At 75.7% G+C, this 13,695-nt stretch carries 12 protein-coding genes and 1 tRNA gene; 6 read left to right on the top strand and 7 right to left on the bottom strand.

Annotated features, from left to right (window positions below; translation table 11 throughout):
* Positions 1-103: 103 nt before the first annotated feature.
* A complete protein-coding gene (locus tag ACQPX6_RS04835; protein ID WP_433785825.1) occupies positions 104-1,195 on the top strand; it encodes a LacI family DNA-binding transcriptional regulator in 1,092 nt (363 codons plus the stop codon).
* Here the strand turns inward: ACQPX6_RS04835 and ACQPX6_RS04840 are convergent.
* Both ACQPX6_RS04840 and ACQPX6_RS04845 read right to left on the bottom strand, forming a co-directional pair.
* Positions 1,192-2,622, bottom strand: coding sequence for an alpha,alpha-trehalose-phosphate synthase (UDP-forming) (locus ACQPX6_RS04840; protein ID WP_433785826.1), 1,431 nt, complete (start codon positions 2,620-2,622; stop codon positions 1,192-1,194). The genes ACQPX6_RS04835 and ACQPX6_RS04840 overlap by 4 nt on opposite strands.
* Positions 2,588-3,961, bottom strand: a complete 1,374-nt coding sequence (locus tag ACQPX6_RS04845; RefSeq protein WP_433785828.1) for a threonine/serine ThrE exporter family protein — start codon at positions 3,959-3,961, stop codon at positions 2,588-2,590. The genes ACQPX6_RS04840 and ACQPX6_RS04845 overlap by 35 nt, the downstream gene beginning before the upstream one ends.
* Positions 3,962-4,298: 337 nt before the next feature.
* Here ACQPX6_RS04845 and ACQPX6_RS04850 point away from each other — a divergent pair.
* The 4 genes from ACQPX6_RS04850 to ACQPX6_RS04865 all read left to right on the top strand — a co-directional run bounded on the left by ACQPX6_RS04850 (position 4,299) and on the right by ACQPX6_RS04865 (position 5,658).
* Positions 4,299-4,371: transfer RNA gene (locus ACQPX6_RS04850), tRNA-Thr, on the top strand.
* A gap of 46 nt (positions 4,372-4,417) precedes the next feature.
* A complete protein-coding gene (locus tag ACQPX6_RS04855) occupies positions 4,418-5,011 on the top strand; it encodes a methyltransferase family protein (RefSeq protein ID WP_433785830.1) in 594 nt (197 codons plus the stop codon).
* 17 nt (positions 5,012-5,028) lie between these two features.
* Positions 5,029-5,307, top strand: coding sequence for a chorismate mutase (locus ACQPX6_RS04860; protein ID WP_433785832.1), 279 nt, complete (start codon positions 5,029-5,031; stop codon positions 5,305-5,307).
* A 123-nt stretch (positions 5,308-5,430) separates the two neighbouring features.
* Entirely contained in the window at positions 5,431-5,658 is a 228-nt protein-coding gene (locus ACQPX6_RS04865) for a hypothetical protein (RefSeq protein WP_433785833.1), read from the top strand.
* Positions 5,659-5,745: 87 nt separating this feature from the next.
* Here the strand turns inward: ACQPX6_RS04865 and ACQPX6_RS04870 are convergent, their stop codons facing one another.
* Together ACQPX6_RS04870 and ACQPX6_RS04875 are read right to left on the bottom strand one after the other, a co-directional pair.
* Positions 5,746-6,789, bottom strand: a complete 1,044-nt coding sequence (locus ACQPX6_RS04870; RefSeq protein ID WP_433785835.1) for an alcohol dehydrogenase catalytic domain-containing protein — start codon at positions 6,787-6,789, stop codon at positions 5,746-5,748.
* 216 nt (positions 6,790-7,005) lie between these two features.
* Positions 7,006-8,847 carry a helix-turn-helix domain-containing protein gene (locus ACQPX6_RS04875; protein WP_433785837.1) on the bottom strand — a complete coding sequence of 614 codons (1,842 nt, stop codon included), beginning with the start codon at positions 8,845-8,847 and terminating at the stop codon, positions 7,006-7,008.
* A gap of 153 nt (positions 8,848-9,000) precedes the next feature.
* Between ACQPX6_RS04875 and ACQPX6_RS04880 the strand changes: the two genes are divergently transcribed.
* Positions 9,001-9,969 (top strand): ANTAR domain-containing protein, encoded by a 969-nt coding sequence (locus ACQPX6_RS04880; protein WP_433785838.1) that lies wholly within the window; start codon positions 9,001-9,003, stop codon positions 9,967-9,969.
* Here ACQPX6_RS04880 and ACQPX6_RS04885 read toward each other — a convergent pair.
* Genes ACQPX6_RS04885 through ACQPX6_RS04895 form a run of 3 tightly spaced genes read right to left on the bottom strand, consistent with a single transcriptional unit; the run spans position 9,966 to position 13,656 of the window.
* Positions 9,966-11,222: a helix-turn-helix domain-containing protein gene (locus tag ACQPX6_RS04885; RefSeq protein ID WP_433785840.1), complete on the bottom strand. Its 1,257-nt coding sequence runs from the start codon at positions 11,220-11,222 to the stop codon at positions 9,966-9,968. The two genes, ACQPX6_RS04880 and ACQPX6_RS04885, sit on opposite strands and share 4 nt — an antisense overlap.
* Positions 11,219-13,093 (bottom strand): CheR family methyltransferase, encoded by a 1,875-nt coding sequence (locus ACQPX6_RS04890; RefSeq protein ID WP_433785842.1) that lies wholly within the window; start codon positions 13,091-13,093, stop codon positions 11,219-11,221. The genes ACQPX6_RS04885 and ACQPX6_RS04890 overlap by 4 nt, the downstream gene beginning before the upstream one ends.
* A complete protein-coding gene (locus tag ACQPX6_RS04895) occupies positions 13,090-13,656 on the bottom strand; it encodes a chemotaxis protein CheB (RefSeq protein ID WP_433785843.1) in 567 nt (188 codons plus the stop codon). The genes ACQPX6_RS04890 and ACQPX6_RS04895 overlap by 4 nt, the downstream gene beginning before the upstream one ends.
* Between the last annotated feature and the right edge of the window lie 39 nt (positions 13,657-13,695).

The following is a 13,695-nucleotide window of genomic DNA, read 5'->3' on the forward strand; positions in this document are numbered from 1 at the left end:
CAGGGGGCGCCGGGGTCCCCCGACCAGGTCACACCCGGCGCACCAGGACCCCCACCGGTCGCGTGGAGTGGCCCTAGATCGAGACAGTCGATACGTTCGGGCGGTGGGTGAGGCACTCGAGGGGCGCCGGTCGCGGCGCACCGCCACGCTGGCCTCGCTGGCGGCGGAGCTGGGCGTGTCGCGGACCACGGTCTCCAACGCCTACAACCGCCCCGACCAGCTGTCGCCGGCGCTGCGCCGGCGCGTCCTGGACACGGCGCGCCGTCTCGGCTACCCCGGGCCCGACCCGGTGGCGCGCTCCCTGCGCACCCGCAAGGCCGGCGCGGTCGGCCTGCTGCTCACCGAGGCGCTGTCCTACGCCTTCCGCGACCCCGTGGCCGTGCAGTTCCTCGAGGGCCTCGCGCTCGCGTGCGAGGACAACGGCTCCGGCCTGCTGCTCGTCCCCGTGAACCCCGAGGCCGACGACCCGGGCGCGGTCGCCCGCGCCGGCGTCGACGGCTTCGTCGTCTACTCGATGCCCGACGACGACGACAACTTCCATGCGGTGCTCGAGCGCCCGGTGCCCGTCGTGGTGTGCGACCAGCCGACCGCCGTGCCCGACGTCGACCGGGTCGGCATCGACGACCACGCCGCGATGGTCGACATGGCCCGCCACCTCGTGGGGCTGGGCCACCGCCGCGTCGGCGTGCTGTGCATGCGCCTGTCGACCGAGCGCAACGACGGCTTCGCCAGCCTGGAGCGCCAGGAGCGCGCCCGCTACGAGGTGCAGCGACGCCGGCTCACGGGGCTGCGCGAGGGGTTCGGCGAAGCCGGCGTGGACTGGTCGACGGTGCCGGTGGTCGAGCGCTACGACCACAGCGAGTCGGCGGGCGCCACCGGCGCCGAGCAGCTGCTGGCGCGCCACGGCGACGTCACCGCGCTGGTGTGCACCTCGGACATCCTGGCCCTCGGCGCGTTGCGCCACGCCCGCCAGTCCGGGCGTGTGGTGCCCGACGACATCACCGTCACCGGGTTCGACGGGGTCCCCGCCGCCGAGCGCGCCGAGCTGACCACGATCCGCCAGCCCACCCTCGACAAGGGCCGCGCCGCCGGCGAGTTGCTGCTCGACCGCGGCGACCGCCAGCGCTCGCGGACCCTCCTGCTGCCCACCGAGCTGCTCGCCCGCGCGACCTCGGGGCCCGCGCCGCAGCGCTAGTCGCCGACCCCCAGCACCTCGAGGAAACCTGCGGCCCAGCGCTCGACGTCGTGCTCCAGCACCTGCTCGCGCAGCACGCCCATGCGCCGCCGCGCCTCGTCCGGGTCCTGCGACGCGGCCTCGACCACCGCGTCGCCGACGGCGTCGAGGTCGTGCGGGTTCACGAGGTACGCGCCCGCCGCGAGCTCGTCGGCGGCGCCGGTGAACTCGCTGAGCACGAGGGCGCCGTCGCCCTCGGTGCGCGACGCGACGTACTCCTTGGCCACGAGGTTCATGCCGTCGCGGTAGGGCGTCACGAGCATGACGTCGGCCGCCCGGTAGAACGACACCAGCTCGGCGCGGGGGACGGGCTGGTGCACGTAGTGGATCACCGGGTTGCCGATCGAGGCGTGCTCGCCGTTGATCCGCCCGACGGTCAGCTCGATGTCGTCGCGCATCTCGGCGTAGTGCTCCACGCGTTCGCGGCTCGGCGTCGCCACCTGGATGAGCACGGTCTCGGCGGCGTCGAGGCGGCCCTCGGCGAGGACCGCGGCGAACGCCCGGAGACGGACGTCGATGCCCTTGGTGTAGTCGAGGCGGTCGACGCCGAGCAGGACCGTGCGGGGGTCGCCCAGTTCGTGACGCAGCGCCTTGGCCCGCTCGGTGGTCGCGTCCTCGCGGGCCGCCGTGTCGAGCTCGCCGGAGTCCACCGAGATCGGGTGCGCGCCGATCGTGATCGTCCGGCCGTCGGGCGCCGTGACGTGCCCCGCCTCGCCGTCGGTGGTGATCGCCGCGTCGTCCGCGGTCGCGTCGGTGAGGCGGGCGGCGACGCGGCGGAAGTTCTCGGCGCTGCCGACCGTCTGGAACCCGACGACGTCGGCGCCCAGCAGGCCCTCGACGACGGGACGACGCCACGGCAGCTGGGCGAAGAGCTCGACGGGCGGGAACGGGATGTGCAGGAAGAACCCGATGTGCAGATCCGGGCGGCGGTCGCGCAGCAGCCGGGGCACGAGCTGGAGCTGGTAGTCCTGCACCCAGACCGTCGCGCCCTCCGCGGCCACCTCCGCCGCGGCGTCGGCGAACCGCTCGTTGACCCGGGAGTAGGCCTCCCACCACGAGCGCTCGAAGCGGGGCGTCGCCACGACGTCGTGGTAGAGCGGCCAGAGCGTCGCGTTGCTGAAGCCCTCGTAGTAGGCCGGGAGCTCGTCGGCGGTGATCGCTACGGGGCGGATGCCCATGCCGTCGTCGTCGAACGGCTCGGGCTCCGCGTCGGCGACGCCCGGCCACCCGACCCACGTGCCGCCGCGGGCGCGCAACGTCGGCTCGAGGGCCGTGACGAGCCCGCCCGGGCTGCGGCTCCAGTGGCCGTCCTCGTCGAGGTCGAGCGGCAGCCGGTTGGCCACCACGACCAGGTCAGAAGACCCGGGGGCGTCCTCGGTTCGACTCACGTGCCCTGTCCTCCGCGCTGAGTCCGGGGATGCAGCGGCGGATCAGCCGCTGCAGGGGCCAGCCGATCTGCTCACCGAAGGACACCCCGGCCGCGAGAGCGAGACCGAAGGCCAGGGCGAGGAGGATCGTCACCGCGCTCGAGCCGACGCTGTTGTACGCGAGCTGCGAGAACCCGCGGTACATCGTCAGTCCGGGGAGAAGCGGTGTGATCCCGGCGATCACCAGCACCAGCGGGGGTGTACCCAGTGAGCGGGGCAGCACCATCGCGACGAGCCCGAGCGCCGCGGCCGCGAGTGCGGCGGCCACGACGTCCCCGGCGCCGGCCAGGGTGAACAGCGCGTAGACGCCCCAGGCGGTGGCCCCGGCGACCGCGGCGAGCGGCAGCGACCGCAGCGGCGCGTAGGCCGAGAGGGCGAACAGCAGCCCCGCCGCCGCGGCCGCGGTCAGCGACAGCGGGTGCAGCGTCGGCGTGGGGCTGGGCGGGACGACGGCGGCGAAGGCCATCGCGCCGGTGCCGAGCACGCTGCCGACGAACTTGATGCTGACGACGACGCCGACCAACAGGCCCGCGGAGGCCAGGACGACCTCCACGGCGCGGCCGGCCGCCGTCAGCGGGAAGCCGGAGATCGCGTCCTGCACCAGGCCGACCAGCGAGAGCCCGGACAGCAGGACGACGAGGCCGGCGGCGATGACGAAGGCGGGGGAGTCGTCGAGCACCCCGGAGAAGGCCAGCGAGGTCGCGATGACGGTGACCACGGCCGAGCCGACCATCTGCTGGAAGAACATCGGCACCCGCCGTCGGCGCAGCCATCGGGCCGCGCCCCAGACGATGCCGGTGGCGACCGTGGCGAGCACCGCGACCAGCAGGCCGCCGCCGATGAGGAACCCGACCGCGCCGGCGAACAGCGACCGGGCGAGCCCGGCGACGAACCGCGGGTACGGGTGGGGGCCGTCGGCGGCCTCGCCGAGGCGGGTGAAGGCCTCCTCGAGCGCCAGCGGCTCGTCCCGCTCGACGATCGTGGCGATGATGTCGTCGACCTCGGTCAGGCGCGTGTAGTCCTGGGTGCGGTACCGGACGTTGCGCATCGTCGTGACCGGGCCGGCCTCGTTGCCGCGGTGGCAGCACATCGTGATGGTCGAGAACGCGATGTCGACATCGCAGACGGGCAGGCCGTAGGCGCTCGCGATCGCGAGCATCGTGTCGTGCGCGACGGCCGCGCCCGCGCCGGTCGCGAGCTGGACCTCGCCGACGCGCAGCGCCAGGTCGAGCACGCGCAGCACCGTGCTGTCGTCCGCGACCTCCGGGCCGGGCACCGCCGGCAGCAGCGTGTCGCGCATGGTGGGCGCGTCGATCGCGCGCCGCAGATCGGGTGAGACGGGGAACTGTCGACGGAGCGAGCCACGGGCTCGCTGGGCCACCCCCACGGGCGGACCTTCCTCTCCTTGCGCACCGGGCTGCTCGCGTCGCGCACGTGGCACCCGGGGGAACTTCATCCAGCACCTGCCCAGACGTGTGGGGTCCGACCGCGGTTGTCGTGAGGGACCGTGCGCCGCGTCCCACCCGGCTGGAGGTGGGCCCGGGGCTCGACCGTCACCTCGCGCCCCGACCCTAACGACGCCGTCGACCCGCCCGCCGGGCCGCCGGGGCCAGCGGCCCTCGTAGCATGGGCGGCGTGCCGGCGTAGCTCAATCGGCAGAGCACTCGCCTTGTAAGCGAAAGGTCCGGGGTTCGATTCCCCGCGCCGGCTCCGTCACCTGACACGCGCCCACCGGGCCGCCTGGCAGGCTCGATCCGTGCCGAGTCCGACCATGCGCCCCCTCCGTGACCTCGCCTGGGCCGCCATCGGGCTGGGCGGCGCCTTCGGCTGCATGCGCGCAGTCGAAGCGCTGCGTCCTGAGGTCGTCGCGGACGACCCGCGCACGGCCGAGGACGACCCGTTCCGCCGCGAGCTGCCCCGCGCCTACGCCGTGTCCGCGGCCGCGATCCTGGCCAGCCCGCTCCTCGGGGCCGGCACGGGGCGGCTGCCGTGGATCACCGGGCCGCTGGGGCTCGGGGTACAACTGGCCGGCGTCGGCCTGCGGGTCTGGGCGATGCGCGAGCTGCACGGGCACTACGCCCGCACGCTGCGGGTGGTCGACGAGCAGCCGGTGGTGCGCACGGGGCCGTACCGGTACGTCCGCCACCCCGGGTACCTGGGCGCGTTGCTGATCTGTGTCGGCGCGGCGGTCAGCGCCCGCAACGTCGCCGCGGTCGCCCTGACCGCCACGGCCGTCGGCACGGCGTACGGGCACCGCATGGACGCCGAGGACGCGCTCCTGCGCCGCGACCTGTCCGGATACGCCGACTACGCCGCGACGACCCACCGCCTGGTGCCCACGACGGGGTAGGGGCACCATCGCGCGGCATGTCCCTCGACGATGTGCGCGCGGCCATCGACCGCATCGACGACCAGATCGTCGCGCTCCTCGCGCAGCGCCAGGCGCAGGTCGAGACGGCGGCCACCTTCAAGGCCGACGACGCGGCGGTCCGCGCGCCCGATCGCCGCGCCGCGCTCCTGGCGCGGGTGCGTGACCGCGCGGTCGAGGAGGGTGTGCACCCGGACGTGGTCGCGGCGACCTACACCGCGATGGTCGACGCCTTCATCGCCCTGGAGCTGGGGGAACGCCGCACCCGCGGGAGCTGACGATCTCGATCGGCGGCGTGTCGCCACACGAACGGCGGACACGGTCGGAGATCCGATAACGCCCGACCGCGGGGCCTCGAACTGCCGGGTGACGAGATCGACGACTCCGCGGGGAGAGCCACCATGATCGCGCACGTGCCCGGCACCGACCGGACCCTCGACATCGCCACCGAGATCGACATGCCGCGCCCGCGCCCCGCCGAGCCCACGCTCGTGCCGGCGCCGGACACCGCGCGGGACCCGTTCCTGGTCGCCGCGCAGCTCGAGTCCTCGGCCGTCGTGCTGACGTGGCTCGTGCGCCTCGCGCTGCTGGTCGTCGTCGGGCTGGCGGTCCTGGTCGCGGTGCTCTGACCGCGCCGGCCGGACCGTGATCGCCCCCGGTGCTCCCACGACCCCGCCAGGCGAGGTCGTCGGAGCACCCGGAGCGATCACGAGCACTCAGGGCGTGATGACCACCTTCAGCGCGAGGTTCGCCGCCGCGTCGGCGAAGACCGCGTAGGCCTCGTCCATCTGGTCGAAGGTGAAGGTGTGCGTGCCCATCTTCTCGGCCGGGATGCGGCCGCTGGCGACCATCTTGAGCAGGGTCGGGATGGACACGGTGTCGACGAGGCCCATGGTCAGCGTGACGTTGCTGATCCACATGTCCTGCATCGGCAGCTCGACCGGCGTCCCGTGCACGCCGACGTTGGCGATCGTCCCGCCGGGCCGGACGAGCGACGCCGCGGTCAGCAGGGTCTCCGGGTAGCCGACGGCCTCGATGGCCACGTCGACGCCGAGCCCGTCGGTCAGCGCGATGACGTCGCCGACCGTGCCCGGGCCGACCTCGACGACGTCGGTGGCGCCGAACTCGAGCGCCTTCTCCAGGCGGAACTTGTTCGAGTCGATCGCGATGACCTTCGACGCGCCCCAGAGCCCGGTGGTCAGCACCGCGGACAGCCCGACCGCGCCCGCGCCGACGACGGCGACGGTGTTGCCCGGGCGCACGCCGCCGGCGAGCACGCCGACCTCGTAGCCGGTGGGCAGCGAGTCGGCGAGGAAGATCGCCTGCTCGTTGCTCACGCCCGTCGGCACCGCGTACAGCGAGGTGTCGGCGTAGGGCACGCGCACGAACTCGGCCTGCGTGCCGTCGATGAGGTGGCCGAAGATCCAGCCGATGCCGCCGACGGTCTGGCAGTGCGAGGGCATCCCGCGCTGGCAGTACTCGCAGCGCCCGCACTTGGTGATGGCCGGGACCAGCACCCGGTCGCCGACCGAGAAGCCGCGCACGGCGTCGCCGACCTCGGTGATCGTCCCGACCGCCTCGTGGCCGAGGATGCGGCCGTCGGTCACGGCCGCCACGTCGCCCTGCAGGATGTGGAGGTCGGTGCCGCAGATCGTGGTGGTGTCGACCTTGACCACGACGTCGGTGGGCTCCTGCACCCGGGCGTCCGGGACGTCCTCCCAGGCCTTGTTGCCGGGACCGTGGTACACCAGTGCCTTCATCGTCCGCCTCCGTCGCGCTCGTCGCCCCCGCCGGAGATCGACGCTAGTGGCGCAGGACACACGGGTCTGTCCCATCCTGGGACGATCGGGAGCCGCTCGGCGGGCCCGAGGCCGCGCGGCGTCCCGGGATCGGGACAGGTGCGCTCCGCGCACGTGAGCACCTCTTGGTGCTGCAACACCGAGAAGTGCTCACGTGCGCGCAGCGCACCTCACCCATTAGGCGATGTAGCTGATCCCGAACGCGTCGATCTTGCGGTAGAGCGACGAGCGGGCGATGCCGAGCAGGGCGGCGGCCCGGTAGCGGTTGCCGCGCGCCTCGTAGAGCGCCTGGATGATCGCGTCGGCCTGCGCGGTCTCCAGCATCGACAGGCGCGGCGCGCGGCGCGTGAAGCAGAGGGCGGGCAGGTCGGGCGCCTGGACGACGCCGACCGGCTTGCGGGCCACGACGTAGCGCAGCACGTCCTCGAGCTCGCTGATGTTGCCCGGCCACGCGTAGCCCTCGAGCACGCGCACGACCTGGTGGGACAGCCGCAGCGAGCGCCCGCCGCTCATGGTCCGCAGGACGGCCTGGGCGATGTCGCCGAGCTCGTCGGCGCGGTGGCGCAGCGCGGGGACGCGCACGGTCTCGTGGAAGTGGCGCAGCAGCAGGCCGTAGGGACGGCTCGCGTCGACCGACGTGGTGTCGAGGCACGCGACGGCCGCGACCGTCTCGGAGCGCGCGAGCAGCAGGCGCAGCGACTCGTCGAGGCGCCGCGCCGAGAGCGGCGTGAGGTGCGCGAGCCCGCGCAGGACCACGAGGTGCGGGCGCGTCGGGGGCCGCTCGGCGAGGCGGGCGACGGGCTCGGTGGTGCGGGCGCCGTCCCCGGGGTCGGCGTCGAGCACGGTGACGGCGCCGTCGCGGTGCAGCCGCCCGAAGTGCTCGACGGCCAGCGTGCACTTGCCGACGCCGGCCTCGCCGACGAGCACCTGGTGGCGGCGCTGGGCGAGGTTGGCCACCAGCTCCTGGCGGGCCCGCAGCGACGGGGTGAGCAGGTCGCGGTTGGCGCGCACCCGCGCCTCGGCCTGGCTGCGGTCGGCGGGGTCGCGCTCGTCGCGCAGGTCGGCGGCGAAGTCGCGCCGGGCCGTGGGCGCGACGTGCGAGCCCTGGCGGCGGCGGGCCTCGGCGTCGCGCCAGGCGTGCTCGTCCACTGCGGGCCCGGCCGCGAGCACGCACCCCACGAGTGCGCCGTCGTGGCGGACGTCCTCGAGGTCCACGTCGGCGGACGCGCCCGAGGGCAGGTCCACGCGCGCCGGGTCGGCCGCGCGCCCGAGGGCGAGGCCGGCGACGGCGAGGTCGGCCAGGGCCTGCTGGTCGCCGGGCGGCAGGCGCCGGACCCCGGCGCCGAGCACCACCTGCTCGCCGTCGGTGGCCACCGTCCACGCCGCCCCGCCCGCGGCGGCCGCGGCAAGGGCGTCGTGCACCGCGAGGACGCGGCCGCGACCGTGCACCCGGTCGTGCTCGGCGACCTCGCGGGCCAGGGCGCGGACGAACGGGACGTCACGGGCGGCGCCGTCGGCCGCGTGCCGCACCACGACCAGGGCGAGGCCGTCGACGGGCGCCGCGGCGGCGGCGAGCACGCCGAACGCGGGGTGCAGGTGCTCGGGCCCCTCGACGGCCAGCGCGCACCCCTCGTGCAGGGCGAGCGCGGCCGCCGTGGTGCCGACGGCGTCCTCGGCGTGCCGGTGACCGGGCACGAGGCCCACCGCGTCGAGCAGCTCGCCCAGCGCCGTGTCCCCGTCGCGCCGCACCTGGACCACCCCGTCGCGGTCGACGACGAGCACGGAGGCGTCGAGCTCGGGGTGACGGGCGTGCACGCCGTCGACCACCGACTCGGCCGCGGCGACCCGCGGGCCGTGGTCCAGCCCGGTGACCGCGGCGACGAGCCGCTGGGTGTCGACGCCCGCGGCCCGCGCCCGCTCCCACGACGCGAGGACGGCCGGCCGCACGACCTCCGGCGCGACGGCCTCGCGGCCCAGGAAGCGGCGACGCGCGGCCTCGAGCTCCCGCGGGTGGGCCACCCCTCGACGCTAGCCCGCGACCAGGGGCGCGGACAGGTCCATGCGCGGGGGGACTTGCCGCCGACACCGGCCGCCGATTCACTGGCAGGCCGATCGCGGGTCCACCCGGGCGGCCTGCGGTCGGGTCCCCATCCCGTCACGCCCAGGAGCACCGTGGCCGATCCCCGGCAGGAACTCGTCGAGCTCATCGACCTCGTCGAGGAGGTCGCGTCGCACGTCGAGGCCCTCGAGGAGACCGACGACACCGACGCGCCGCCGCCCGTCGCGGGCCCGTCGCCCGCGGCGAGCGAGGAACGGGCCGTGCGCGCCGCCGGCGCCCGCTTCGCCGGCCAGCGGGCGCGCGAGATGCGCGAGGGGCTCGACCGCATCCGCGCCCACGCGCAGCGCGTCGCCGACCAGGCCCGGCGCAGCGGGGTGGCCGCCCGGGAGGCCGCGCGGGGTGGGCAGCCGGGGCCGACCGTGTGGGCCGGGACCCCGTGGCCGGCGGTGGAGCAGGCCGGCCGGCGGCTCGCCGGCCTGTCCGTCGACACCGGCGACGTGCCGTGCGACCAGGTCGTCGAGATCGTCCGCGACGCGCTGGCCACGGCGCGCCACGTCGGCCTCGCCACGCCCGACGAGCACGGCCGGGCCGTGCTCCTGGCCGGCGACCACGCGCTGCGCGAGGTCCTCGAGGACGAGGCCGCGGGGGACGGGCCGGTCCGGGCGGCGCTGCACGGCACGGCGCCCGTCGAGCCGACCGTCCACCCCGGCCTCGGGAGCGTCCTGGTCCTGCCCCTCGTCCCCGTCGCGGACGGGCGCCCCGAGGACCGGCCCCGGCCGATGGCCCTCGTCCTCGCCGCCCCGGAGCAGGACGGGATCGACGCCGTCACCGCGCGCCTGGTCGCCGTGCAGGTCTCGGTGCTGCTGTGCGGGGCCCGCCGCGTCGCCGGGCTGCACCGCGCGCTGGAGAGCCGCGACCTCATCGGCCAGGCCAAGGGGATCGTGATGCAGCGCGACGGGGTGGACGCGCAGACCGCGTTCCGGGTGCTCGCGCAGGCCTCGCAGCACGCCAACCTCAAGCTGACGTCCGTCGCGCAGTGGCTCGTGGCGGAGATCGCGGCCCGCGAGGGGGCTGGCTGCTAGGCGCGCAGCGTTTCGCTGGGCGAGCACCCGTAGCGGCGGCGGTAGACCACCGAGAAGCGCCCGGCGTGGGTGAAGCCCCAGCGGGCGGCGATGTCGGCGACGGTCGCGCCGCGGCGCGGGTCGGCGGCGAGCAGCTCGTCGTGCGCCCGCCCCAGCCGCAGGTGGCGCAGGTGCGCGAGCGGGGTCGTGTCGCGCCAGCGCCGGAACGAGGTCTGCAGGCCCCGGACCCCGAGCCCGGCGGCGGCGGCCACGTCGGCCACGTCGACGTCCTCGCCGGCGTGCTCCTCGAGGTAGGCCAGGGCGCGGCGCAGCGTCGCCGGCTCGGGTGGCGGGCCCGGCGCGGCGTCCTCGCCGGGCACGGGGCCGAGCTCGTCGACGACCTCCCCGGCGCAGGCCAGCAGCGTGACCCCGGACCGCACGGCGCGTTCGAGCAGCGCGTCGAAGGCCACGTCGGGGGCGACCCGGTCGTGCCGCGCGAGCAGGGCGCGCGCCGCGGCGACGAGGTCGCGCGCCCGTCCGGCGGGGTCCGGTGGCACCGGGTGGCCCGCCGCGCGGGCGGCCACGAACCGGCCGACGTGGCGGGCGACCTCCGCGGCCACCGCGCGGACCGGCGCGGGGAAGGCGGCCCGGGTCCCGGCGGCGAGCGCCAGCGTCCCGCCCGTGCCGGCACCCAGCGGGACGACGAGCAGCGACGCCGGCGCCGGGTCGCCCGCGCGCAGCCCGGGCCAGCGCGGGTCGCCGGCGACGTCGTCGACCGCGATCGGGGTTCCCGACCGGGCCGCGAGCACGCACGGCCCCTGCGTCACGGCCTCGGCGGCCGCCGGCGCCAGCGTCCCCGCCGACGGGGTGCGCACGCCGCCCTCCCGGGTGGGGACGGTGATCCGCGCCCACGACACCGACTCGCCGACGGCCAGGGCCTGGCGGCACAGGCGCGCCAGCGCGTCGACCGGGAGCCCGTCGGCGTCGAGGCGGGCGGGACGGGCGCGCTCCTGGACGCGGCGGGCCCCGCGCGCCATCTCCCGGGCCCGCGCCCGGACCTCGGCGACCTCCGCGCGCAGCGCCCGGGTCTCGGCGCGGACCAGGTGGGCCTGGGCGCCGCGGATCGAGCGGTTCTCCGCCGCCGCCGGGTCGTCGCCCGCGAGCACCAGGGGCCCGCAGTGCTCGTCGATCGCGGCGAGGCGACGGGAGAGGTCCTCGAGCATGTCGGCCAGGTCGTCGACCTCGTCCGCGCCCGCCTGGTCCTCGGACGTCACGGCGTCGCCGCCGGCGTGCCGGGGGCGTCGACCTGGTCCATGAGCACGATCGCGCCGCCGGGGCGCTCGCGCCCGGACAGCGGCGAGATCGAGATGGCGAGCTGCACGGTGCGCCCCCGCCGGTTGACGGCCTCGAGCCGCAGCGGGTCCTCGCGCGGCGGCGTCCCCTGGAGCACCTCGCGCACCAGCGGGCGCACTTCGTCGGTGGCCAGCCCGATGTCCAGGTTGAGCAGGTGCTGGCCGACGGCCTCCTCGGACCGCAGGCCCCACAGGTCGTCGGCGCGCCCGTTCCAGGCCTGGACGATGAGGCCGGTGTCCACGACCACCACGGCCGTGCGCAGGCTGCCCAGCACGGACTCGAGGAAGTCGTTGGCGCGGTCGAGCGCGACGCCGCGGTCGCGCAGCTCGTCGTTCATCGACCGGAGCTCGTCGTTGGTGCTCTGGAGCTCCTCGTTGGTCGTCTCCAGTTCCTCGACGGTGCTCTGGAGCTCTTCGTTGGTGGTCTCGAGCTCCTCGACGGTGCTCTGGAGCTCCTCGTTGGTGGTCTCGAGCTCCTCGACGGTGCTCTGCAGCTCCTCGTAGGCCGTCTCCACCTGGCGGTGCGCCGACTGCAGCTCGGCGGTCATGCGCCGGTAGCGGGTGACGTCGGTGAAGTACAGCGCGACCGGCACGCCGTCGGCGGTGCCGGCGTCGAGCGGGACGATCTGCACGTCGAAGACGAGGGTCTCCGACGCGGAGCGGGTGAACTCGGCCTCGTGCTGCCACATCGACGTCCGGTGGCGGCGGACGTCCTCCCAGGCCGAGCGCAGCCCCGTGATGCGGTGGCAGAGCTCGAGCTCGGTGAAGCGGCGACCCACCTCGCGCGGCGACACCCCGAGCTGCGCCTCCGCGCGCTGGTTGATCCGCGCGACGACCTCGTCGGGGGTGACGACGATCGTCGCCAGCGGGCTCTGCCGCAGCGTCTCGTCGTCGAGGGCCTCCTGGGTGCCGGTACGCGCGGGCACCCGGCCCGCCGCCGCGCCGAGGCGCCCGCCGCCGTCGCCGCGGTCGGCCTTGCGGAAGAAGCGGCGCTCGAGGTCGACGGGCAGGAAGAGCCGGCCGTGGGACAGGAGCATCTCGGCCTTGCCGAGGAACAGCACGCCCGCCGGGTTGAGCGCGAAGTGGAAGCGGCGCAGCACCTCGGCCTGCGTCTCGGCGTTGAGGTACATCAGCGTGTTGCGGCACACCAGGAGATCGAGACGGCCGATCGGGGCGTCCTGCACCAGGTCGTTGCGCCCGAAGATGACGCTGCGGCGCAGATCGCCGCGGAAGGTGTGCCGGGTGCCGGTGCGCTCGAAGTAGCGGTCCCGCCACTCCGCGGGCAGCGCCTGCAGGTCCTTGTCGGTGTAGGCCGCCGCGCGGGCCGTGGACAGGGCGTCCTCGTCGACGTCGGTGGCGTAGACCTTGACGCGGCGCCGGAACTCCTCGAACCCCACGGCCTCGGCGAGCACCATCGCGAGCCCGTAGGCCTCCTCGCCGCTGGCGCAGCCGGCCGACCACACGCGCACCGGCTCGTCGCGGGTCTTCGTCGCCAGCAGCTGCGGGACGACCTCCTCCTGCAGCTGCCGCCACGCCTCGGGGTCGCGCAGGAACCCCGTGACGTTGATCAGCACGGTGTCGAAGAGGTGCGTGAACTCGTCCTGGTCGACCTGGAGGAGGTCGAGGTAGTCGGCGAACGCCCCGACGCCCACCTGCTGCATGCGCCGCTGGACGCGCCGCTGCAGGCTGGAGCGCTTGTAGCCGGTGAAGTCGAAGCCGCGGCTCTCCTTGAGGAAGCCGAGCAGCGCCTCGAACGCCGCGTCCGGCCCGGCGTCGACCCCGTCCTCGCTCATGCGGCGCGCGCGGTGAGCCGGGAGAGCTCGCCGCCGATCCGGGCGAGCGGCCGGACGACGGCGTCGGGGACCCGCGCCAGCGCCGCGCGGGGCATGGAGTCGAACAGCGCCTCGTCGGGGTCCTGCACCACCGCGGTGCCGCCCCGGCGCACGACCTCCACCAGGCCCGCGGCCCCGTCGTCGAGCAGCCCGCTGAGCACGCAGGCGATGCCCCCGGGCCCCGCGATCGACCGGAAGAGCGGGTTCACCGCGGGGCGGTGCCCGTCCTCCCGGGGACCCTGCACGACCTCGGCGCGCCCGTCGCCGGCCAGCAGGTGGTGGTCCGGGGGCGCCACGAGGACCTCGCCGGCCCGCAGCGGCTCGCCGTCGCGGGCGTGGCGCACCGGCAGCGCGCAGCGGCGCGCCATCAGCGCGGGCAGCACCGTCGGCCCGACCGGGGACTGGTGCAGCACGACGAGCACCGTCGCGGGGAGGTCGGCGGCGAGGTCGCCGGCGAGGACGAGCAGGGCCTGCACACCCCCCGCCGAGGCACCGACACCGACCAGGAACGCGGGCGGGTCCATCGCTGCTGCCTGCCTCTCACGGGTCGATCGGTCATGCTA

The sequence above is a fragment of the Actinomycetospora sp. CA-101289 genome (genome assembly GCF_050955895.1).
In the GTDB taxonomy this organism is placed as follows: Bacteria; Actinomycetota; Actinomycetes; order Mycobacteriales; family Pseudonocardiaceae; genus Actinomycetospora.

Excerpts from the sequence above, each read along its gene's own strand:
- ACQPX6_RS04890 (WP_433785842.1), bottom strand. The coding sequence starts at position 13,093 with ATGAGCGAGGACGGGGTCGACGCCGGGCCGGACGCGGCGTTCGAGGCG.
- ACQPX6_RS04895 (WP_433785843.1), bottom strand. The coding sequence starts at position 13,656 with ATGGACCCGCCCGCGTTCCTGGTCGGTGTCGGTGCCTCGGCGGGGGGT.
- ACQPX6_RS04845 (WP_433785828.1), bottom strand. The coding sequence starts at position 3,961 with ATGCGCGACACGCTGCTGCCGGCGGTGCCCGGCCCGGAGGTCGCGGAC.
- ACQPX6_RS04870 (WP_433785835.1), bottom strand. The coding sequence starts at position 6,789 with ATGAAGGCACTGGTGTACCACGGTCCCGGCAACAAGGCCTGGGAGGAC.
- ACQPX6_RS04860 (WP_433785832.1), top strand. The coding sequence starts at position 5,029 with ATGTCCCTCGACGATGTGCGCGCGGCCATCGACCGCATCGACGACCAG.
- ACQPX6_RS04865 (WP_433785833.1), top strand. The coding sequence starts at position 5,431 with ATGATCGCGCACGTGCCCGGCACCGACCGGACCCTCGACATCGCCACC.